24 protein-coding genes and 1 tRNA gene are annotated in these 17634 nt (G+C 52.9%); 20 read left to right on the forward strand and 5 right to left on the reverse strand.

What is annotated here, in order from left to right; translation table 11 throughout:
• Window positions 1-23: 23 nt before the first annotated feature.
• From ACNKH6_RS02665 to ACNKH6_RS02700, 8 genes are all read left to right on the forward strand, one after another.
• Complete coding sequence (locus tag ACNKH6_RS02665; RefSeq protein WP_417914001.1) at window positions 24-797, forward strand: ADP-ribosylglycohydrolase family protein; 774 nt, start codon at window positions 24-26, stop codon at window positions 795-797.
• A gap of 5 nt (window positions 798-802) precedes the next feature.
• Window positions 803-1468, forward strand: coding sequence for a lysophospholipid acyltransferase family protein (locus ACNKH6_RS02670; RefSeq protein WP_417914002.1), 666 nt, complete (start codon window positions 803-805; stop codon window positions 1466-1468).
• 7 nt (window positions 1469-1475) lie between these two features.
• Window positions 1476-2867, forward strand: coding sequence for a cobyrinate a,c-diamide synthase (locus ACNKH6_RS02675; RefSeq protein WP_417914003.1), 1392 nt, complete (start codon window positions 1476-1478; stop codon window positions 2865-2867).
• 284 nt (window positions 2868-3151) lie between these two features.
• Window positions 3152-4282, forward strand: coding sequence for a tyrosine-type recombinase/integrase (locus ACNKH6_RS02680; RefSeq protein ID WP_417914004.1), 1131 nt, complete (start codon window positions 3152-3154; stop codon window positions 4280-4282).
• Between the two features lie 692 nt (window positions 4283-4974).
• Complete coding sequence (locus tag ACNKH6_RS02685; protein WP_417914005.1) at window positions 4975-5214, forward strand: hypothetical protein; 240 nt, start codon at window positions 4975-4977, stop codon at window positions 5212-5214.
• 296 nt (window positions 5215-5510) lie between these two features.
• Window positions 5511-5738, forward strand: a complete 228-nt coding sequence (locus ACNKH6_RS02690) for a hypothetical protein (protein ID WP_417914006.1) — start codon at window positions 5511-5513, stop codon at window positions 5736-5738.
• 219 nt (window positions 5739-5957) lie between these two features.
• Window positions 5958-8435, forward strand: a complete 2478-nt coding sequence (locus ACNKH6_RS02695; RefSeq protein ID WP_417914007.1) for a DUF3987 domain-containing protein — start codon at window positions 5958-5960, stop codon at window positions 8433-8435.
• A gap of 233 nt (window positions 8436-8668) precedes the next feature.
• Window positions 8669-9433, forward strand: a complete 765-nt coding sequence (locus ACNKH6_RS02700; RefSeq protein WP_417914008.1) for a hypothetical protein — start codon at window positions 8669-8671, stop codon at window positions 9431-9433.
• Between the two features lie 14 nt (window positions 9434-9447).
• Here the strand turns inward: ACNKH6_RS02700 and ACNKH6_RS02705 are convergent, their stop codons facing one another.
• Complete coding sequence (locus ACNKH6_RS02705; RefSeq protein ID WP_417914009.1) at window positions 9448-10173, reverse strand: hypothetical protein; 726 nt, start codon at window positions 10171-10173, stop codon at window positions 9448-9450.
• Window positions 10174-10208: 35 nt separating this feature from the next.
• Window positions 10209-10361, reverse strand: coding sequence for a hypothetical protein (locus tag ACNKH6_RS02710; RefSeq protein WP_417914010.1), 153 nt, complete (start codon window positions 10359-10361; stop codon window positions 10209-10211).
• Between the two features lie 242 nt (window positions 10362-10603).
• Between ACNKH6_RS02710 and ACNKH6_RS02715 the strand changes: the two genes are divergently transcribed.
• On the forward strand, window positions 10604-10765 hold the full coding sequence (locus tag ACNKH6_RS02715) for a hypothetical protein (RefSeq protein WP_417914011.1): 162 nt from the start codon (window positions 10604-10606) through the stop codon (window positions 10763-10765).
• 258 nt (window positions 10766-11023) lie between these two features.
• Here the strand turns inward: ACNKH6_RS02715 and ACNKH6_RS02720 are convergent, their stop codons facing one another.
• Both ACNKH6_RS02720 and ACNKH6_RS02725 read right to left on the reverse strand, forming a co-directional pair.
• Entirely contained in the window at window positions 11024-11275 is a 252-nt protein-coding gene (locus ACNKH6_RS02720; RefSeq protein WP_417914012.1) for a hypothetical protein, read from the reverse strand.
• Between the two features lie 82 nt (window positions 11276-11357).
• The gene (locus tag ACNKH6_RS02725; RefSeq protein WP_417914013.1) at window positions 11358-11528 is read right to left on the reverse strand and encodes a hypothetical protein; all 171 of its coding nucleotides are present in this window, start codon (window positions 11526-11528) and stop codon (window positions 11358-11360) included.
• 6 nt (window positions 11529-11534) lie between these two features.
• Here ACNKH6_RS02725 and ACNKH6_RS02730 point away from each other — a divergent pair, with 6 nt between their 5' ends.
• The 11 genes from ACNKH6_RS02730 (at window position 11535) to ACNKH6_RS02780 (ending at window position 17298) form a co-directional block, all read left to right on the forward strand.
• Window positions 11535-11828 (forward strand): type II toxin-antitoxin system RelE/ParE family toxin, encoded by a 294-nt coding sequence (locus ACNKH6_RS02730; protein ID WP_417914014.1) that lies wholly within the window; start codon window positions 11535-11537, stop codon window positions 11826-11828.
• Window positions 11829-11842: 14 nt separating this feature from the next.
• Window positions 11843-12178, forward strand: coding sequence for a HigA family addiction module antitoxin (locus tag ACNKH6_RS02735; RefSeq protein ID WP_417914015.1), 336 nt, complete (start codon window positions 11843-11845; stop codon window positions 12176-12178).
• 36 nt (window positions 12179-12214) lie between these two features.
• Window positions 12215-13696 carry an N-6 DNA methylase gene (locus ACNKH6_RS02740; RefSeq protein ID WP_417914016.1) on the forward strand — a complete coding sequence of 494 codons (1482 nt, stop codon included), beginning with the start codon at window positions 12215-12217 and terminating at the stop codon, window positions 13694-13696.
• On the forward strand, window positions 13689-14120 hold the full coding sequence (locus ACNKH6_RS02745; protein WP_417914017.1) for a nucleotidyltransferase substrate binding protein: 432 nt from the start codon (window positions 13689-13691) through the stop codon (window positions 14118-14120). Before ACNKH6_RS02740 ends, ACNKH6_RS02745 begins: the two co-directional genes overlap by 8 nt.
• Complete coding sequence (locus tag ACNKH6_RS02750; RefSeq protein ID WP_417914018.1) at window positions 14117-14431, forward strand: nucleotidyltransferase family protein; 315 nt, start codon at window positions 14117-14119, stop codon at window positions 14429-14431. Before ACNKH6_RS02745 ends, ACNKH6_RS02750 begins: the two co-directional genes overlap by 4 nt.
• 35 nt (window positions 14432-14466) lie before the next feature.
• A complete protein-coding gene (locus tag ACNKH6_RS02755) occupies window positions 14467-15324 on the forward strand; it encodes a hypothetical protein (protein ID WP_417914019.1) in 858 nt (285 codons plus the stop codon).
• Window positions 15325-15359: 35 nt separating this feature from the next.
• A complete protein-coding gene (locus tag ACNKH6_RS02760) occupies window positions 15360-15722 on the forward strand; it encodes a type I restriction-modification enzyme R subunit C-terminal domain-containing protein (protein WP_417914020.1) in 363 nt (120 codons plus the stop codon).
• 104 nt (window positions 15723-15826) lie between these two features.
• Window positions 15827-16120 carry a type II toxin-antitoxin system RelE/ParE family toxin gene (locus ACNKH6_RS02765; RefSeq protein ID WP_417914021.1) on the forward strand — a complete coding sequence of 98 codons (294 nt, stop codon included), beginning with the start codon at window positions 15827-15829 and terminating at the stop codon, window positions 16118-16120.
• A gap of 1 nt (window position 16121) precedes the next feature.
• Complete coding sequence (locus tag ACNKH6_RS02770) at window positions 16122-16577, forward strand: helix-turn-helix domain-containing protein (RefSeq protein WP_417914022.1); 456 nt, start codon at window positions 16122-16124, stop codon at window positions 16575-16577.
• Complete coding sequence (locus ACNKH6_RS02775; RefSeq protein ID WP_417914023.1) at window positions 16552-17019, forward strand: hypothetical protein; 468 nt, start codon at window positions 16552-16554, stop codon at window positions 17017-17019. The genes ACNKH6_RS02770 and ACNKH6_RS02775 overlap by 26 nt, the downstream gene beginning before the upstream one ends.
• Window positions 17020-17148: 129 nt before the next feature.
• Complete coding sequence (locus ACNKH6_RS02780) at window positions 17149-17298, forward strand: hypothetical protein (RefSeq protein ID WP_417914024.1); 150 nt, start codon at window positions 17149-17151, stop codon at window positions 17296-17298.
• A gap of 235 nt (window positions 17299-17533) precedes the next feature.
• Here ACNKH6_RS02780 and ACNKH6_RS02785 read toward each other — a convergent pair.
• Window positions 17534-17610, reverse strand: a tRNA-Arg gene (locus tag ACNKH6_RS02785).
• Between the last annotated feature and the right edge of the window lie 24 nt (window positions 17611-17634).

Consider the following 17634-nt stretch of genomic DNA (forward strand, 5'->3'; position numbering starts at 1 on the left):
ATGTATTTTCACAGGAGGATGAAATGCTTGGCGCACTTGCAGGAGACATAGCCGGTTCCATCTACGAATGGCATAATGTCAAATCGAAAGATGTTCCTCTCTTTACAGAGAAATGCTTTTTCACGGATGATTCAGTGCTGACTGTTGCCTTAGCCGACACCCTGCTCACCGGCACGCCGTATGTCGAAAATCTCCAAACCTTCTGCGATCTGTATCCAACCGCCGGATACGGAGGCAGATTTATGATATGGGCGCAGAGTAAAAATCCTGAACCGTACAACAGCTGGGGCAATGGCGCGGCGATGCGGATCAGTCCGGCAGGCTGGGCGTTTGATGACTTAGACACGGTGCTGAAAAAGGCGGCGGAATTCACGGCGGTCACGCATAATCATCCTGAAGGCATCAAAGGCGGACAGGCGACTGCCGCCGCGATATTCCTTGCCCGCACTGGCAGGACAAAAGCAGAAATCCGCAAGTATGTCGAGACAAGTTTCGGCTATGACATGAGCTGTCATATAGATGAAATCAGGCCAACATATAAATTTACTGAATCATCGCAGGAAACCGTGCCGCAAGCCATCCGCGCTTTTCTGGATGCGACAGATTTTGAAGATGCGCTCCGCAATGCCATTTCGCTTGGCGGCGATTCAGACACCATTGCCTGCATCACCGGCGGCATAGCCGAGAGTTTTTACGGAGGCGTTCCTGCTTGGATTGAGGAAAAGGTGTATTCTATCTTGGATGCGCGGCTTGGAGCGATCACCAAGCAGTTTACAGAAAAATATTGCCCTAAATAACAAACTTGTCTGATCTGCTCTACAAAACCTCAATAGCCGTTGTGCCACGGCTGTATGTTGCCCTGTCCTCGCTTTGGTTCCGCACCTGCCGTCTTGAACTGCGCGGCCAGGAGCAGTTGCACGCGGCGCAAGCACACGGCGCAGCGATCATAGCTATATGGCATTATTCTGTATTGTATTCGCTCCACCACATGCGGCGGCATCCGGGCGTGACGATGGTCAGCGCGAGCAAGGACGGCGAATACATCGCCCGCGTGGCTCATCTGCTCAATTTCGAGACTGTGCGCGGCTCGTCCAACCGCTTCGGCGTGCGCGCTTTGAAAGGCATGGTGGATCAGGTCAGGCTGGGGAAAAACGCGGGCATCGTCGCTGACGGCTCGCAAGGCCCGCCGCTGAAAGCGCAGCCGGGTGCGATTCTCGTGGCTGCAAAATCCGGCGCGCCGATTATGCCCATCGTCTGGGCGGCGAAACGCTGCAAGGCCTTCAATTCGTGGGACCGCACTCTCATTCCTCTGCCCTTCAGCCCGATGATTTTGGAATACGGCGAGCCGATCTGGGTTGAGCCGGAACTGACCGCTGAGACGGTGGAAAAATATCGGCAGCAGCTTGAGGACGCGTTGAACAGCATGTACCGGCGGCTGTGGGGCGAGTTTGGCCGGGATGGACATTAAGGAAGAGATGAACAAGAAAAGTTCTGCAACCCGCTGCTTCATCATCGCTGGACTGAGCGGCGGCTCCGGCAAGTCGGTAGCTTCGGTCGCGCTGGCGGCGGCTTTGCGGCGGCGCGGCCAGCGGGTTGTGCCGTTCAAAAAAGGGCCGGATTACATCGACGCTGGCTGGCTGACCGCCGCCGCTGCCCAGCCCTGCTGGAATCTCGACCCCTTCCTGATGAGCGCGGCGGCGATTACGGAATCCTTCCGCCGTCATGCGGCGGGCGCGGATTTCGCCCTGATTGAGGGCAACCGAGGTTTGTACGACGGCGTGACCGCTGACGGCGAGTTCTCCACCGCCGAGCTGGCGGTGCTGCTCGACCTGCCGGTGCTGCTGGTGGTCAATTGCAGCAAAGCGACGCGCACGGTCGCGGCGATGGTGCTGGGCTGCCGCGAATTGGACAAGCGGGTGCGCATCGCCGGGGTTATTCTCAATCAAATCGCCTCGCCACGCCATGAACAGGTTGTTCGACAGGCGGTGGAGCAGGACACGGGCATTCCGGTGGCCGGGGTCATTCCGCGTCTGACTGAGGACATCTTCCCCATGCGCCATCTTGGCGTAATTCCGCATCAAGAGTACGGCGACGCGAACGCTGAGACGGCGGTGAGTCAGCTTGCCGCGCTGGCTGAGGCGCATTTTGATCTCGACCTGATCACCCGCTTGGCGGAGCCGCGCTGTTTCGAGCCGCCGCCCGTTTTGCAGGAGGCCAGCGGCACGGCCAAAGTGCGCATCGGCATCCTCCGCGACGCGGCCTTTCAGTTTTATTATCAGGAAAATCTTGATGCTCTGCGCGAGGGCGGGGCGGACTTGATCACAATCAACGCCCTGACCGCCGACCGCCTGCCCGACGGTTTGGACGCGCTCTACATCGGCGGCGGCTTCCCGGAAACCAGCGCAGGACGGCTGGCGGAAAATGCATCCTTCCGCGAATCTGTCCGCCAAGCGGCGGAACGCGGCCTGCCGATTTACGCCGAATGCGGCGGCCTGATTTTCCTTGGCCGCTCGATCATCGTCGATGGGACAGAATACCCGCTGGCCGGGGTCTTTCCGGTCACTTTCGCCATGTCGGACAAGCCGCAGGCGCATGGCTACACCGCCTTCACGGTTGAGCGGAAAAACCCCTTTTATCCCGTCGGCACGCAGATCAAGGGGCATGAATTCCGCTATTCCGTTGTCAAAAATTGGGACGGCGCACCGGAAAATTTGGCCCTGCGCATGGAGCGGGGCACTGGTTTTCAGAGCAAACGCGACGGCCTGCTGAAAAACAATGTGCTGGCCCTGTACACCCACGTGCTTGCTCCGGGTGCGCCGGAATGGGCGGCAGGGCTGCTGCGGGCGGCGGCGAGGCGGCCAACATAAGGCAGCACCACGAAAAAATGTGAGAAATAGATCGGAAGCTGATCACTGGCGCGCCAAGCAGGACTCGAACCTGCAACCTACGGCTTAGAAGGCCGATAAATACCCCCTCCCTCGTTTTACCCCTCCTTCTCTTGTTCTATACTATAACCTGTAACTACAGGATTATTTCTTTCTCTTGACTTACCGGAGGATGCAAGTATATTAAGCATGTTCGTGGGGAATGATATGGGGAGCATCTCCCCCGCCTCAAAAAAGGATAGCAGCAGGAATCAGCTATGGCGAGCATGAAGAGGTGCAAAACTAAATATGCCGGAGTGTTCTACATCGAAGGGACAGCGGCGAAGGCGGGCAGGCCGGAGCGGATTTATTACATCCGCTACCGGAAGGACGGAAAGCTGATTGAAGAGAAGGCGGGCCGTCAATATCAGGATGACATGACCCCGGCCAGAGCTGCGGGCATTCGCGCCGAACGGATGGAGGGCAGAGAGCCGAGCAACCGGGAGGCCCGCAAAGCTGCTGAGGAAGTCAGGCATTGCTGGACGCTTGGCAGGCTGTGGGAGGAATACCGGGCGCAGCTGCGGGACAACATGTCCGCCCGTTCTGATCTTGGCAGATATGAGAACCATTTGCAACAGCCCTTCGGCGACAAAGAACCCGGCAAAATTTCCAAGCTGGACATAGACCGGCTGCGGATCAGCCTGCTGAAGACGCATTCGCCGCAGACCGTCAAGCATGTTTTGACCCTGCTCAAGCGGATTGTCAATTTCGGCTGTGGCCACGGCTGGGTTGCGCCCTTGGCGTTCAAGATTGAAATGCCAGCAGTGGACAACATCAAGACTGAAGACCTCAGCCCTGAGCAGCTTCAGCGGCTTTTTAAGGTGCTGGATGAAACGCATCATATTGCGGCGGCAAACATGATGCGGCTGGCGTTGTTCACCGGAATGCGGCGGGGCGAGCTGTTCAAGCTGCAATGGCAGGACGTGGATTTTGAGCGGGGATTCATTCATATCCGGGAGCCGAAGGGCGGCAAGAGCCAGAAAATCCCGCTGAACAGCAGCGCACGGGAGCTGCTGCAATCCATTCCGAAGCAGGGCGGCGAATATGTTTTTCCGGCCAGAGACGGCGGGCCGCGCAAGGACATAGCCAGAGAGTCGAGGGAGATCAAAAAGGCTGCCGGGCTGCCGGAGAGCTTCCGCCCGCTGCACGGGCTGCGGCATGTGTACGCCACCATGCTTGCCAGCAGCGGCAAGGTGGACATGTACACGCTGCAAAAGCTGATGACGCACAAAAGCCCGCAGATGACGCAGCGGTATGCTCATTATAGGGATGAGGCCATGCAGCGGGCCTCAAATGAGGTCAGCGGGATATTGGAAGATGCGCTGGCGGGAAAGGACAAAAAAGAAGCAGGGAACTGAAGGGGGGAACATTGCTATGGAATACATGGATAAAAAAGAAGCAGTGCTCAAGGCTGCCGCACAGCATCATGATTTTTTAGACAAGGCAACTCATGAATACATGGAGCTGACCGGGCAGGTGTCTGAAGAATTCAGGCAAAAACTTGATGATATGTGCAATCAGTGTTTACAGAGATACCAGCGTGTAAGTAACGGAGAAATTACATGCGAATATTTAAAAGCAAACAAAATAAATTGTATTTATCCCTATGAAATAAAGCTGGACGACAGCTTCCGTGCTGCGCGGGAAGAAATGCTTGATCTCCTGCCGGGATACCTGCAACCAGTCAGAAACATTCTAAGGGAATATCAAATATTTTTTGGAAATCCTCCGATAGAACGCCCTAAATATCCAATAGTCTCACCTTTATGGACAAGAGACAAGCATCTTTCCAGCCTTCCTGAGCCGTTACGGGACACTATCCAACAATATGCTATGGATGCAGAACTTGATAAATACTATTTCAGTAAGGCGATGAAAGAAAATGAAGAATTAAGAAAGCAGCTTGCCGCCGCCCGTGAAGCCTACAAAAAAATAAATGATGACGACGATTCGCATGAACGGAATGCGCGGGTGGTGCAGGCATTGGGCCTGAGCAGCGGAAAGAAGGGAAACAGACAGACCACTGACCATCGTCAGGCGTACATGAGATATGTCCGCCTGGTTCGCAACGAAGGAAAGAGTCGGGAAGAAGCTCTTAAAAGAGTGCAGCAGGAATTTCCCTACAGCAGTATTGATTCAGCGAGAAAGTCCCTTTATTCAGAATTACGCAAAGTTAAAAACTGGTGGCGCAATCGCAACGACCTTAATTATGCTCTCTATGAGCTTCATGAAGAATTGGAAAAACTTAACGAACTATATCAACCGAGGAAAAAGAGGGCCGCAATTTTAGAAAATTACTGGAAAAGTTTGATACCCTCCAAAAAGCCATAACCTTTTGAACGCACTGTTCTTTACTCCCCGCTTATCCCCTTCCTTTTCCGCTCGCACAGCTTGGGCAATTCAGCTCTGCAAAAGCCTAGCACATTTTTTTCAAGGTTAAAATCAGGCAACATTTTAATTTTACTCATGTAATTTATTACGTCCGTATTAAGGGAACGGTTTTTTCAGCCTCTCAGCAGTATAACGATACAATACGAAGGAACAAGGCAGAGCTGCCTGAACACTCACTCAACACAAGGTGAAACCATGACAACCCCGAAATGGATTAACGAGAAGGAAGTTTCCACGATGACAGGCCGGGCCGTGCAGAGCTTGCGGAACGACCGCTGCCAGTGCAAGGGCATCCCCTATTCAAAAATAGGGTCATCCATCCGCTACAAGGTTGAGGACGTAGTTGCCTTCATGGAAGGGCACCGGATTATTCCGAAGCGGGAGCAGGAGGGAAGGCATGACGGCCAAAGAAAAGCCGCATGATCTGGGAAGAGATCAGCGGCCAAAACAACGAAGTCAACTTGAACGCAGAGATATTATACAGGTAATCAACCGGTTTTGCAATGGAAAAGCGCGTTCCGAGGCTGTCTCGCTGCCAGGCCTTCGGCCCCGGAACGCTCGCCAGTTCCTTTGCAGGACAAGGTTGTTCTCTGTTTACTCTGCTCTTTCCTCAATGTCAAAGGATACAAGGAGGGCGGCAGCATGAGTCTGGCGGAAAACATAGCCCACGCGCTGGGCAATGGCAAGGAGAAGAAGAACGGGGGCGGCTGGCTGACCTGCTGCCCGGCGCATGGAGACAAGAACCCGTCTCTGTCGATTACGGACAGCGCAGACGGCATAACGGTTCACTGTCATGCGGGCTGCGGTTATCAGGCCGTGAAAGATGAATTGCGGGCCAGAGGACTGCTGCCTGAGTGGGAGCTAGCGAACGGCCAGCGCAGGCCGCTGAATGGCTCCGTAAGCCCGGCTGGAGGCAAAGCCAAGGACAACAACAACCTGCCCGCTCATATCTGGAGCAATTCCAGACACGATAAGGAAGCGGCGGAGATCATCCGCAAGGCGTTTGCTCTGCGGGGAATTGAGCTGGAAGAGATTCCCCTGAATATGCGCCTGAACGAACATAAAGGCCAGCTCTCCATAGTCTGCGCCATGCGGCACCCTTTTGCAGCAGAGGCCGCAGAAGCCCCGGAAGCCGTCCATTTAACCCTGCTGGATGCTGAGGGCCGGAAGTGCGAAACCCGTTATCAGGGGGCGAAAAAGGGCCTTGCCGTGCTGCTGTACAACGACAGCCGCAGCCTTGTCATAGGCGAAGGTTTAGAAACCACGCTTTCCGCAATGCTGGCTATGGGCTACAGCGGCATGGTCTGCGGCGATGCGGGCAACCTTGCCGAAATGGGGAACATGCACGGAAGGTTCAGCCAAGTTTTTGTTCTGGTTGATTCGGACACAACCTTCACCGGGCAGCGGGCGGCATTGAAAGCGGCGGAGCGTGTCAGGAACAGCAATAAATACATGTCCGTTTTTCTTGTTGTTCCTGATGATTCCTGCTTCACGGACAAGCCCGTTAAAAAGGATTTCAACGACCTGTCCGCCGAAGCGATACAGGAGCAGTTCAAGAAGGCGGAACAGGCGGGCAAGGCTGTTCTGGAGCGGCTGGGCGGCATGGTTGGACATGCTAAAGAGCAGCCGGACAGTCCCTTGCCGCTGATCAAGAAAAATGAGCTGTCTGAACCTTTCCCTTTTCATGTGCTGGGGCCGGTGATGGAGGCGGCCTGCCGGGACATTCAGCAGGCGGTGCAGGCTCCTGATGCCCTGATTGCTCAATGCGTGCTTGCTTCGGCCAATCTTGCCGCGCAGCCGCTGCGGGACATGCTTATTGACGGGCGCGGCTTTCCGCTCTCCCTCTTCCTGCTGACCATAGCCGCCACCGGCGAGCGCAAGTCCGCTGTTGATCAGGTGGTGCTGAGGCCGCACCGGGAAGCGGAATATCAGGCGGACAAGGACATGGACAGCCTGTGCGCCCTCTATGAAATGGAGCTGGCGGCATGGGACAAGGAAAAGTCTGTTCTGATCAATGACGGCAAGCGGAGTGCCGAAGAAAAGCAGTTTGCCCTTGAGCAATTGCAGCGGCGAAAGCCGAAAAAGCCGCTTGATCAGAAACGGCTCGTTTCTGACTTCACCTTTGAGGGCATGTACAAGTTGTTTCAGGCGGGTGTGCCGTCCAAGGGCCTGTTTGCCGATGAGGGCGGGCAGGTGACAGGAGGCCACGGAATGCGGCAGGAAACCATCCTTGCCACGGCAGCGGGTTTGTCCAAGTTCTGGGACGGTTCTCCGGTGGACAGAATCCGGGTCATGGACGGGGCCAGCAGCCTGCGCGGGCGGCGGCTGGCTGTGCATCTGATGATGCTGGACAAGGTGGGGCTGGACTTCTTCAGCAATCCCATTCTGCGGGATCAGGGCCTTGGCTCCCGGATGCTGGCCGCATGGCCGACCAGCACGGCGGGCGGCAGGGCATACAGCGCGGTCAATGTCCTTGAGACAGCAGGAGTGCAGCGTCTTCATGAACGTATCGAGGTGTTGCTGTCACAGCAGGCGCAATACCGGGAAGACAGCAACAAGCAGGAATTGCAGCCGCCTGCAATGACCTTGAGCCGTGAGGCAAAGCAGGCATGGGTTGCCTTCTACAATCAGGTTGAGGCGGAAACAGGCCCTAAGCAGACCCTTGAGCCGGTGCGCGGACTGGCGAACAAGGCGGCGGAACACGCGGCCCGGATAGCTGGCACGGTGCAGCTCTTTGAAAACCCGGCGGCAGTGGCCGTGGAGAAATGGGCCATGCAGTGCGGCATTCAGGCTATGGCATGGTATCTGGATGAGGCCCTGCGGATTTGCGGCGCGTCCAATCCGGCGGCGCATCTGCTGGATGCGGAAAAGGTGCTGCGCTGGATTCATGAGAGCGAGCTGAAGACAGTCGCCTTGCCGGACATGTACCAGCGCGGCCCGGTGCGCTCGGCAGGAACAGCGCGAAAGGCGGTGGAGACGCTGAAGGCCCACAACCACCTGCTGGAGCCGCAGCTTGCGGCAGGAGAGAAAAAGCCTCCTGTCACCTGCCAGAGCGGGAAGAAAAGCCGCGAATGGTGGGAGGTTCACCCGGAATCAAACAGCAGCTTTTTGGCGGACTGATTCTTCTGCGGATGCGAAAACGCTGCTAAAGTTGCTAAATCTGCTAACGTTGCTGATATTGTTCAACATCCGTTTGCTAACCTTTTGCTAACCTTTGCTAACTTTTTGCTAAAGCGGCATTCCAGCCAAAAAGTCAGCAACGGGTCAGCAGCCCGCAAAGCCAGCATTGATGCGGACGTTAGCAAGATTAGCAGCTTTAGCAGGGGTGAGCTGGCAGAAACAAAGAAATGGACATGGAAACGGCATACAGAAAACGGTTCAGGCTGAACCAAGGCGGCGCAATTCCTCCTGCGATGCCGCAGCCTGCTGTTGATCGGCGCAACGCGGCGGGCGGACTGGGGCGGAAACGGTTTGTTTTAGATGCAAGGTCAGCAGAGGTCAGCAACGGGTCAGCAGTCTGCAAAGTCAGCACTGATGGGAACGTTAGCAAGGTTAGCAGCTTCAGCAGGGGTGAGAGCGAAAAGGCCGGTCAGGAACAGACAGCGGCCTGCTCAAGCGCGGCAAGCGGCGTGTTTTCCGCTGATTGGGAAACCCGCCTGATGGAAGCTGTTGCGGGCAGCGAAGAGCGGGAGCGGGCGGAGAGATTCGTCTTGAAGCACAAGCCGGTTGTCGGCTCCATGATCAAGGCGGGATTGATCGGCATCAGGAAGCTGCTGGAGCTGGGCGCACCTGAATGCGTTATTGACGGACTTACGAATGAGGCGAACACCAGCCCTAAAGAATGGGCGGAATGGGGTCAGGCAAAGGAGACCATCAGGAAGGTCAAGGAGCTGCACGCCGCCCGGCCTAAAGCTCCATATCTTGACGATCAGGGCAGGCTGCGGATTCCCTGCGGTTGCGAGCCAAAATACCGCTGGTGGCAGGATGGGCAGTCGCCTTTTGAGACCGCGCTTGAACTGGGCGCATCAGATGAGGAGCTGGAGCATCACGTCAACGAGATTTTCAACCCGGATGACTGGCGGAAATGGCAGGAGATTAAGGCGCAGCGGCGGAAGTGAAACAGTGCTGGTTGCTACAATGAACCGATAGTGGCAAGAATTACGCCAATTGCAATCCAAACCAGACCAATGATAGTTGGGGTGAAATCAGAAAGATGTATTTTTTCAAGTTGTGACTTAATATTTATTTCAGCTTCATAAGTTTTATTTTTTATTTTTTCATCTATTCTTTCTTCTAAAAATCTATACCTTTCTTCTCTTTTGCATAAATAATTAACTGTTTCTTTTATCATCTTTTGATTTAAAGAGATAACATATAATCTGTCGTCTATAGACGAATTCTTATTATCTTCAACAATATCAAGACAAAGGGAAGCTATCCCACATGATTCCTGTATTGCTAAACAGGGTGGGCATGGACGAAACTTTAGTTTTATCCTTGGAAAGAATTGTATCCATTCCCTTATAGGATTTTTGTCAAATATTTTTGTTGCGGTAGCATATATACTGCAAGCTGCCTTTAAAGTTCCTATCGCTTGGAATATTCCACCAGACAACAAAAGACTCTTGCTGCTATATCCATAAACAAAATAAGAAACAGCAGGAATTCCTGTTGGACAAATCAAATAATAACGATATTTCCAAGCCGGTTTTTTAACATGCAACGAAACATTTTTTATCCAACTTGCCAGCAAGCCATTTTCAATATAGAGAATTAGCGGGTCAATAATATATGTTGCAGTTAATGTGATTACGAAGCAGCAAACAACACAACCTGCTATAACTAAAAAAATAGACATGAAGTTTAACTGAAAAGAATTGCAGATAGGATTCCTCAGCAGACTACCTTGAAATTCCGGTACGCTTCCTTTGCCCGCTCATAGTCTTCTTTCGGCACCTTCTTCCGCTCGTTCTCCCGGATAGTTGCAAGAAAACGGCGGGCCGCCTCTCCTTTCAGCACAGGGGTTTCTTTGATTTTGGTCGCCATGATTTCTTCCTCCATCCTGTCAGTTATCTTCCCGCGTCTTCCTTTACTGTAACATGCCCCGCCGGGCTGGGGCAACGATGTTCCGCAAAAAAAGTTAGCAGCAGTTTAGCAAAAGGTTAGCAAACGAATGCTGAACAATATCAGCAACGTTAGCAGGTTTAGCAACATTAGCAGCGTTTTTGCTTCCGCAAAATAACTCAACGGTCAGGCGTAAGGGCAGCGGCTTTCGCAAGCTGTCGAAAATGCGGCGTTTGACTGATCAGGAGCTTGCCGGGCCGGAGATGGTTGCAGCAAGGTTGCAGGGCTGCTGCCTTCCGCAAGCGCAAGCCGAGATCAGCAGGCCCAAGGCGCAACGATCAGAGCAGCGGCAGCAAAAAGGCAGGGCGTTCCGCTCCGAAAATTGATTTTGAGGGCATTTGCGGCGGCGGATGCAGTTTTCAAGTCTGCCGGTTCCCTCGCCAGCTCTGTGCGGCTCAAACCTACAGGCAAACCTGCACCCCTGAAGGTTTCGCAAACGCAAAGCCGAGCCGGTCAGTCACGCTGAAAAATTTGGTGCGAGGTGCGAAGTGCGACCGTCAAAAAATGCTGAACCCGCACCAGCGGCTGTCAAATGCTGATACTGTCAATCTGTTGGAATGTTTATAAGATTTGCAAATGAAAATTTAGTGCGAGGTGAACTGCGAGGCATCTGTTACGCCTCGTAGTTCGTACCAGCGGGCTGCGTACTTCACCTCCAGATTGTGGGTTTTCCGGGAGCGTGGAAGCGCACAGACTTCTTGCCGAGCCGGACGGCGGAAGCAAAGCCGCAGGTAAAGCCGCAGCCCTGCGGCTTTCGCAATCGCAACGCCGGGCCGGTCAGTCACGCTGAAAAATTTGGTACGCAGTGAAGTACGCAGCGAGGTTCGCACGCGCAAAAAATGCCTGAATCATCCAGCGGCTGCCGAATGCGTACACTGTTAATCTACTGAAAAGGTTATAAAAATTGTAGATAAAAATTTAGTTCGAGGTGAAGTTCGGATGAAGTACGCAGCCCCGAACTCGAACCAGCGGACTGCGCAGCTCGCCTCCAGAATCCTGCTCAGGCGGCGGCGCGGGCTTGATCAAGATGCCGGGAGAAATGCCGCGTGACTGAGAAGATTGCGGACAGCATGGCTCTTGTGTTATCATGGTTTCATGATCCAGTCCTTCAAACATGAAGCCGCCGAAGCGGTGTTCAACGGCAGGTCAACCAAGGCGGCAAGGAAAGCCTGCCCGGAACATTTATGGAAAATTGCGGGCAGAAAGCTGGATCAGCTTGATTCTGCGGCTGCGCTTGAGGATTTGCGGATGCCTCCCGGCAACAGGCTGGAGCTGCTGGCCGGAGACCGGCAGGGACAGCACAGCATCCGCATCAACGATCAATACCGCATCTGCTTCCGCTGGACGGAACAAGGCCCGGCTGATGTTGAAATAACTGATTATCATTGAATCCGCAGACTGCCATGATACGAATACCGACGCACAGAACCCCGACGCATCCCGGCGAGATGCTGCTTGAAGAGTTTCTTCAGCCAATGGGCATGACACAGCGTGAGCTTGCCGATGCCGTCAATGTCTCCTATCAGCGGATAAATGAAATTGTCAACGGGAAGCGCGGCATGACTCCCAGCACTGCTTTGCGGCTGGCTAAATTCTTTGGAGTCTCTGCCGATTTCTGGATGAATGTGCAGTTGCGCTGGGACATGTATTTTGCCATGCAGGAAGAAGATGAAATATTGAAGACCATCAAACCGGCGGCCATGCGTCCGCAGCCGTCTGAGCGCACCGCGCAGCTTTGATTTTTGTTCCCCCTTTCTTCCGCCGCCTGATTTCCCATGTTTGAACAAACTTTCAAGAATATAGATGACACGCTCCGCAAGGACGCTGGCTGTTCCAGTGAACTTGATTACGTGGAGCAGACCTCATGGATTCTTTTTCTCAAGTATCTTGATGACTTTGAGCAGGAGCGGCAGGACAGAGCCGAGCTGTCGGGGCAAAGCTGCGCTCCCATCCTCAAGCCGGAATTTCAATGGAAGGCGTGGGCGGCTCCCAAAGACTGGGCAGGCAAGATAGATCATCGGGCGGCCTTGAGCGGCGACGACCTGAAGGAGTTTGTTGACCATCAGCTTTTTCCCTATCTCAAGCAGTTCAAGGCGGAAGCCGAAGGGCCGGACACGATTCAATATAAAATCGGCGAAATTTTCAGCGAGATCAAAAACAAGATTCAGAGCGGCCACACGCTGCGGGAAGTGATTGAGCGGGTTGACGAGCTGAAATTCCGCTCCCATGCGGAAAAGCATGAAATGTCCTGCCTCTATGAGGACAAAATCAAGAACATGGGCAATGCCGGGCGCAACGGCGGCGAATACTACACGCCGCGCCCGCTGATCAAGACCATCATCAAGGTGGTCAGGCCGAAAATCGGGGAAACCGTCTATGACGGCGCGGCAGGCTCCGCCGGGTTCCTTTGCGAAGCCTTTGAATATCTCCGGCATCATGGCGAGCTGAGTTCCGCTGATTTGGAGACGCTGCAAAAGCGGACATTTTTTGGCAGGGAAAAGAAATCGCTGGCCTATGTCATCGGCATCATGAACATGATTCTGCACGGTGTTGAGGCTCCCAGCATTGCCCATGTCAACACGCTGCAAGAGAATATCCGTGACTTGCAAGAGAAAGACCGTTTCAACGTGGTCTTGGCAAATCCGCCGTTTGGCGGCAAAGAGCGGGCTGAAGTGCAGCAAAACTTTCCTATCAAGAGCGGAGAGACAGCCTTTCTCTTTTTGCAGCATTTTATTGCAGTGCTCAAAGCAGGCGGCAGAGCTGGCATAGTCATTAAAAACACCTTTCTTTCAAATACAGACAACGCTTCTGTGAGTCTGCGGCGCAAGCTGCTGGAGGATTGTTGCCTGCATACGGTGCTTGATTTGCCCGGTGGCGTGTTTACTGGCGCAGGTGTTAAAACTGTGGTGCTCTTCTTTGAGAAAGGCAGGCCGACTGAGAAAATATGGTATTACCAGCTCAATTTAGACAGGAAGCTCGGCAAGACAAGGCCGCTTTCTGAAGACGATTTGGCGGAATTTGTCGAGCTGGAGCAGAGCAAGGCGGATTCAGAGAACTCTTGGACGGTGGACGTTGCCGCCGTGGACAAGGCTGCCTTTGATCTTTCCGTGAAGAATCCGAACCGGAAGGATGAGGCCGCGCTGCGGGAGCCGCAGGAGATACTGGAGGAGATGCGGCAGCTTGATGAGGAAGCGGCGGAGATATTGGCGAAGATCGGCGGGCTGCTGGAAAATGGGCAGGAGCAATGCCATGTCTGAAGATGTGCGCTGGCAGCAGCGGCTTGACAATTTTCTCCGGGCCTTGCAGACCTTGCGGCAGGCGGCGGAGCTGGCGCAGCAGCGCAGGCTCTCTGAGCTGGAAAAGCAGGGGCTGGTGCAAGATTTTGAGTTCACCCATGAGCTGGGCTGGAATCTGCTCAAGGATTATCTGGAGGCGCAGGGCGTAATTGGGCTTATTGGCTCGAAAAACGCGGTGCGCTCGGCGTTTAAAAATGGCCTGATCAATGCGGCGGACGCGGAAACGCTCATGGACATGATCAGGGCGCGGAATCTCAGCTTGCACACCTACAACCAAGAAACTGCTGAGGAAATCGTTGCCGCTGTGCTTGAGCAGTTTCACCCGGTCTTTGAGCGGCTGGCCAGCACGTTCAGCGCATTGGCGGCGCAGGCCAGCGGCGAATGAATCCGCATGGCCTCAGCAGTGAGACGGTCGGCAAAATCTGCGCTGTGTTTGCCCGGCATCCGGCGGTTGAGCGGGCGGTTTTGTATGGCTCAAGGGCGAAGGGGAATTACAAGCCCGGCTCGGATATTGATTTGAGCCTGCACGGGGCCGCGTTGTCCTTGCAGGAGCTGTGGGCGATAAACGATGAGCTGGATGAGTTGCTGTTGCCGTACAGCATTGATGTGCTGATTTTTGACACGCTCCAGCATGAGAAGCTGAAAGAGCATATTGAGCGCGTTGGTATAATACTCTATCGAAAAAGGTTATCATGAAAATATCTTGTGCATTGATAATACTCTCAGCACTGATGGCCCCGGCAAACGCCTTGGCTCTGTCCGATCTGGATACAAAGTTTCGGGTTAAGGCGGATGAGCAAGGGCGAGAACAGCACCTGCGATGTGATTTATTAACAATTACAAACGGAACCCTAATCTGTAGGAATGGAAATCTTGATGACCGAATCCCCCTGTCCCATGTTAAACAGCTTGATGTTGAGTATATGGGAAAGCTGTATATCGTCTCCGATATGAACACAGACAATATCAATTCGGCAAATATAATGAGTGCAAATAAGGAGGAGGCTTTTTCTCGGCAAGAGAAAGTCGGCCGAGAAAGAGTGTCAAGCAGCGGGCCAACAAGGCTATCTGTTCGGTACGAACATCCATCTAACAATAACTCATTGAAAAAAATGCCTCCTGTTGATTGGAAAAAAATAGTATCTGACGCTGTTGATTCCGGGAACTTGGATCAATACTACGCCACGCAAAGCAAAACTGAAGAACCTGATCATCTTGAAGAATTCAGAAAAAGAGTAGAAAAAGATATTGCAGAAAACAACCTGTCTCTATCGTCAGTAAATATTCCTGAACCGCCTGATAATAAAGAGGCAAAAGGTGGCTGGTTTAAAGGATGGTTCGGCCCGTCAAACTATTTTGAATGTATTTTGGACAAAATGCCTGGGGTGAAAAACGATACAGTAGCAAGTGAGACAATGCAAATATGCCGGAAAGAATTCCCTAATCAAAGTGAGGTAAAGAAAAAGTCCGCAATAATTGGAATCAAGAACAGCAGCGAGTGTGTTCTTAAATATGCAAAAGATGAAACAAGTCCGCTCAGTGCAAGGTTAATCAAAGCTGCGTGTTACAAACTTTACCCAAAGGAATAACGACAAACAATAGCTTCACGCCAGATGATCTGCTGGTGCGAGAGATTCTGTGGACAGGGCGAGAGCAACGGCTGATCAGAGCGGAAGACAGTGACCTGTTTGACGTGCTGGAGTATGTCGCCTATGCCGAGCCGCCTGTTTCACGAACAGCGCGGGCTGACCACGCCCGGCGCAAGGTCATGCCTCTGCTGGATGCCAGCCAGCAGGAATTCATTGAATTTGTCCTGTCGAGATATGTTCAGGCGGGTGTTGCCGAGCTGGACACGGACAAGCTGACCAGCCTGCTGCAGCTCAAATATATGCAGGTGGCCGATGCCGTGGAGCGGCTGGGCAGCATCAGCGCAATCCGCAGCTCGTTTATTGATTTTCAGGGGTATTTGTATGATAAGGCGGCGTGAGTCTTTCCTGCGCAATGATGGTTCATATTTGCACTTTTAAAAATATATAAAATTTTATATAATAAACAGTGACAGAAAAAAAGTTAGAGTTTCTCGGCTCCTCCTTGAAAGACATTAAAAAGTTTCCTGATGCTGCAAAGCAGGATGCAGGATACCAGCTTGGCAAGGTGCAAAAGGGTGAAGAACCGGACGACTGGAAGCCCTTCCCGACCGTCGGTTCAGGAGTGAACGAGATACGGATTGAGGAAGATAAAAACATCTTCCGGGTGATGTATGTTGCTAAGTTTGAAGATATTGTTTACGTTCTTCACGCATTTCAGAAAAAAACTCAAAAAACCAGCAAGAAAGACATAGAGACAGCTAAGGAGCGGTACAAAGAAATTGCCGGGAGGAAATAATATGGGAGAAAGATTCAGCAATGTATGGGATGCGCTGTTTGATGATCCAGGAGAAAAGGCCGTGCTGGAGATCAAAAGCGGGCTGATGGATGAAATCCGTCAATACCTGAAACGGAAAAATCTCACACAAGAAAAGGCTGCTGAAGTGTTAGGGGTCAGCCAGCCGCGCATCAGTGATATTTCAACTGGCAAAATCAGCAAGTTCACCATTGACGCATTAGTCAGCATTTTGGCAAAGGCGGGCATCGTTGTTGAAGTGCGTCCGAAGAAAAACAAGTTGATTAACGTGCCGCCCCAGACATGGAATCGCTCTCATCTCCGATTGGTCGAAACCGGGGGGAAGAAGAAAAAACCGGTCGGAGAATGGAGCGTGACCATGCCGCCCGCTTCAATAACAGCAGAGCAAAAGAATACTTTTACTTCTGACGGTTATGATGAATACGCCTTTGAGGCTTGACAACTACTTTTTTCCTGTAGTTCAGGTTGTCGCCAACCCGGAATATAGGAGTATCGAAGAACATCAGGAACCGATTTTCAAAATTGCTCCATCAGTTGCAAAGAATGAAAATGGCCTGTATCAGGTTTCTGTTGAAATTCTCCTGCTTCAGGAAGAGGAGAAAAGTCCTGTTCCATATTCAATCCATCTTGTTTCCTTGGGTTTCTTTGCAGTGCAGCCAGACTGGCCAGAGCCTGAAAAACTCTTGTTTATTAATGGCTCAACAATTCTTTATGCTGCCGCCAGAGAGTTTCTGATAACGATAAGTTCACGCGGCCCTTGGGGTGCTGTAACTTTGCCTATGGTGTCTTTTCTGAAAATGTATCAGGACATTATGGCGGAGCAGAATTCATCTGGCAGCGACGATGAAAACAAAGAGCCGGGCAAGCAAGCTGAAAAATAGCAATTTCAAGTTCCCCTCAGCAGCCGACGTTCTTCAAAAGAGGTGCATGAATGGCTTCTCAGCAAATCACTGTCGGCATTCCTGACAAGGTGCTGCTGGCGGCGGAACTGGATGAGCTGGAGGCGAAACATGCCTGAAGCTGTCAGCAACACTTCGCCGCTGCTCTACCTGCACCGAATTGGGGCCGCAGACTGGCTGCCGCTCTGTTCAAGGAAATATGGGCACCTGATGCGCGGTCAGAGGCGAACTGCTGGAAGCCAAGGCGCAGGGGCTGACTGATGCCGTTGAACCCTCTGTCTGACTGAGCAAGGCGGGCATGTGGATTTCCGCCGAAGAGAGGCAGCGGATTCTTGTTCTGGCAGGCGAAGGCTGACCGGATGCGCTGCCGGGCCAGCTCGTTTTTCTTCAGCCCGCGATTCCCCGTAAAGCGAAAACAGGGAAAAATGTGGGGAATATGGTGGGGAGCTGCTTGTTGATGAAAAACGAGAAGTGAAGCTAACCTCTTGATATTACTTGGTGCGCCAAGCAGGACTCGAACCTGCAACCTACGGCTTAGAAGGCCGTTGCTCTATCCTGCTGAGCTATTGGCGCGGATGGGCGGGATGAACTGGAGAC

Origin of the sequence: Candidatus Electronema sp. JM (assembly GCF_048287415.1) — a bacterium.
Lineage (GTDB): Bacteria > Desulfobacterota > Desulfobulbia > Desulfobulbales > Desulfobulbaceae > Electronema.

Excerpts from the sequence above, each read along its gene's own strand:
- ACNKH6_RS02665 (WP_417914001.1), top strand. The coding sequence starts at position 24 with ATGCTTGGCGCACTTGCAGGAGACATAGCCGGTTCCATCTACGAATGG.
- ACNKH6_RS02675 (WP_417914003.1), top strand. The coding sequence starts at position 1,476 with ATGAACAAGAAAAGTTCTGCAACCCGCTGCTTCATCATCGCTGGACTG.
- ACNKH6_RS02680 (WP_417914004.1), top strand. The coding sequence starts at position 3,152 with ATGAAGAGGTGCAAAACTAAATATGCCGGAGTGTTCTACATCGAAGGG.
- ACNKH6_RS02685 (WP_417914005.1), top strand. The coding sequence starts at position 4,975 with ATGTCCGCCTGGTTCGCAACGAAGGAAAGAGTCGGGAAGAAGCTCTTA.
- ACNKH6_RS02690 (WP_417914006.1), top strand. The coding sequence starts at position 5,511 with ATGACAACCCCGAAATGGATTAACGAGAAGGAAGTTTCCACGATGACA.
- ACNKH6_RS02695 (WP_417914007.1), top strand. The coding sequence starts at position 5,958 with ATGAGTCTGGCGGAAAACATAGCCCACGCGCTGGGCAATGGCAAGGAG.
- ACNKH6_RS02700 (WP_417914008.1), top strand. The coding sequence starts at position 8,669 with ATGGAAACGGCATACAGAAAACGGTTCAGGCTGAACCAAGGCGGCGCA.
- ACNKH6_RS02705 (WP_417914009.1), bottom strand. The coding sequence starts at position 10,173 with ATGTCTATTTTTTTAGTTATAGCAGGTTGTGTTGTTTGCTGCTTCGTA.
- ACNKH6_RS02710 (WP_417914010.1), bottom strand. The coding sequence starts at position 10,361 with ATGGCGACCAAAATCAAAGAAACCCCTGTGCTGAAAGGAGAGGCGGCC.
- ACNKH6_RS02715 (WP_417914011.1), top strand. The coding sequence starts at position 10,604 with ATGCGGCGTTTGACTGATCAGGAGCTTGCCGGGCCGGAGATGGTTGCA.
- ACNKH6_RS02725 (WP_417914013.1), bottom strand. The coding sequence starts at position 11,528 with ATGATAACACAAGAGCCATGCTGTCCGCAATCTTCTCAGTCACGCGGC.
- ACNKH6_RS02730 (WP_417914014.1), top strand. The coding sequence starts at position 11,535 with ATGATCCAGTCCTTCAAACATGAAGCCGCCGAAGCGGTGTTCAACGGC.
- ACNKH6_RS02735 (WP_417914015.1), top strand. The coding sequence starts at position 11,843 with ATGATACGAATACCGACGCACAGAACCCCGACGCATCCCGGCGAGATG.
- ACNKH6_RS02740 (WP_417914016.1), top strand. The coding sequence starts at position 12,215 with ATGTTTGAACAAACTTTCAAGAATATAGATGACACGCTCCGCAAGGAC.
- ACNKH6_RS02745 (WP_417914017.1), top strand. The coding sequence starts at position 13,689 with ATGTCTGAAGATGTGCGCTGGCAGCAGCGGCTTGACAATTTTCTCCGG.
- ACNKH6_RS02750 (WP_417914018.1), top strand. The coding sequence starts at position 14,117 with ATGAATCCGCATGGCCTCAGCAGTGAGACGGTCGGCAAAATCTGCGCT.
- ACNKH6_RS02755 (WP_417914019.1), top strand. The coding sequence starts at position 14,467 with ATGGCCCCGGCAAACGCCTTGGCTCTGTCCGATCTGGATACAAAGTTT.
- ACNKH6_RS02770 (WP_417914022.1), top strand. The coding sequence starts at position 16,122 with ATGGGAGAAAGATTCAGCAATGTATGGGATGCGCTGTTTGATGATCCA.
- ACNKH6_RS02775 (WP_417914023.1), top strand. The coding sequence starts at position 16,552 with ATGATGAATACGCCTTTGAGGCTTGACAACTACTTTTTTCCTGTAGTT.
- ACNKH6_RS02780 (WP_417914024.1), top strand. The coding sequence starts at position 17,149 with ATGCCTGAAGCTGTCAGCAACACTTCGCCGCTGCTCTACCTGCACCGA.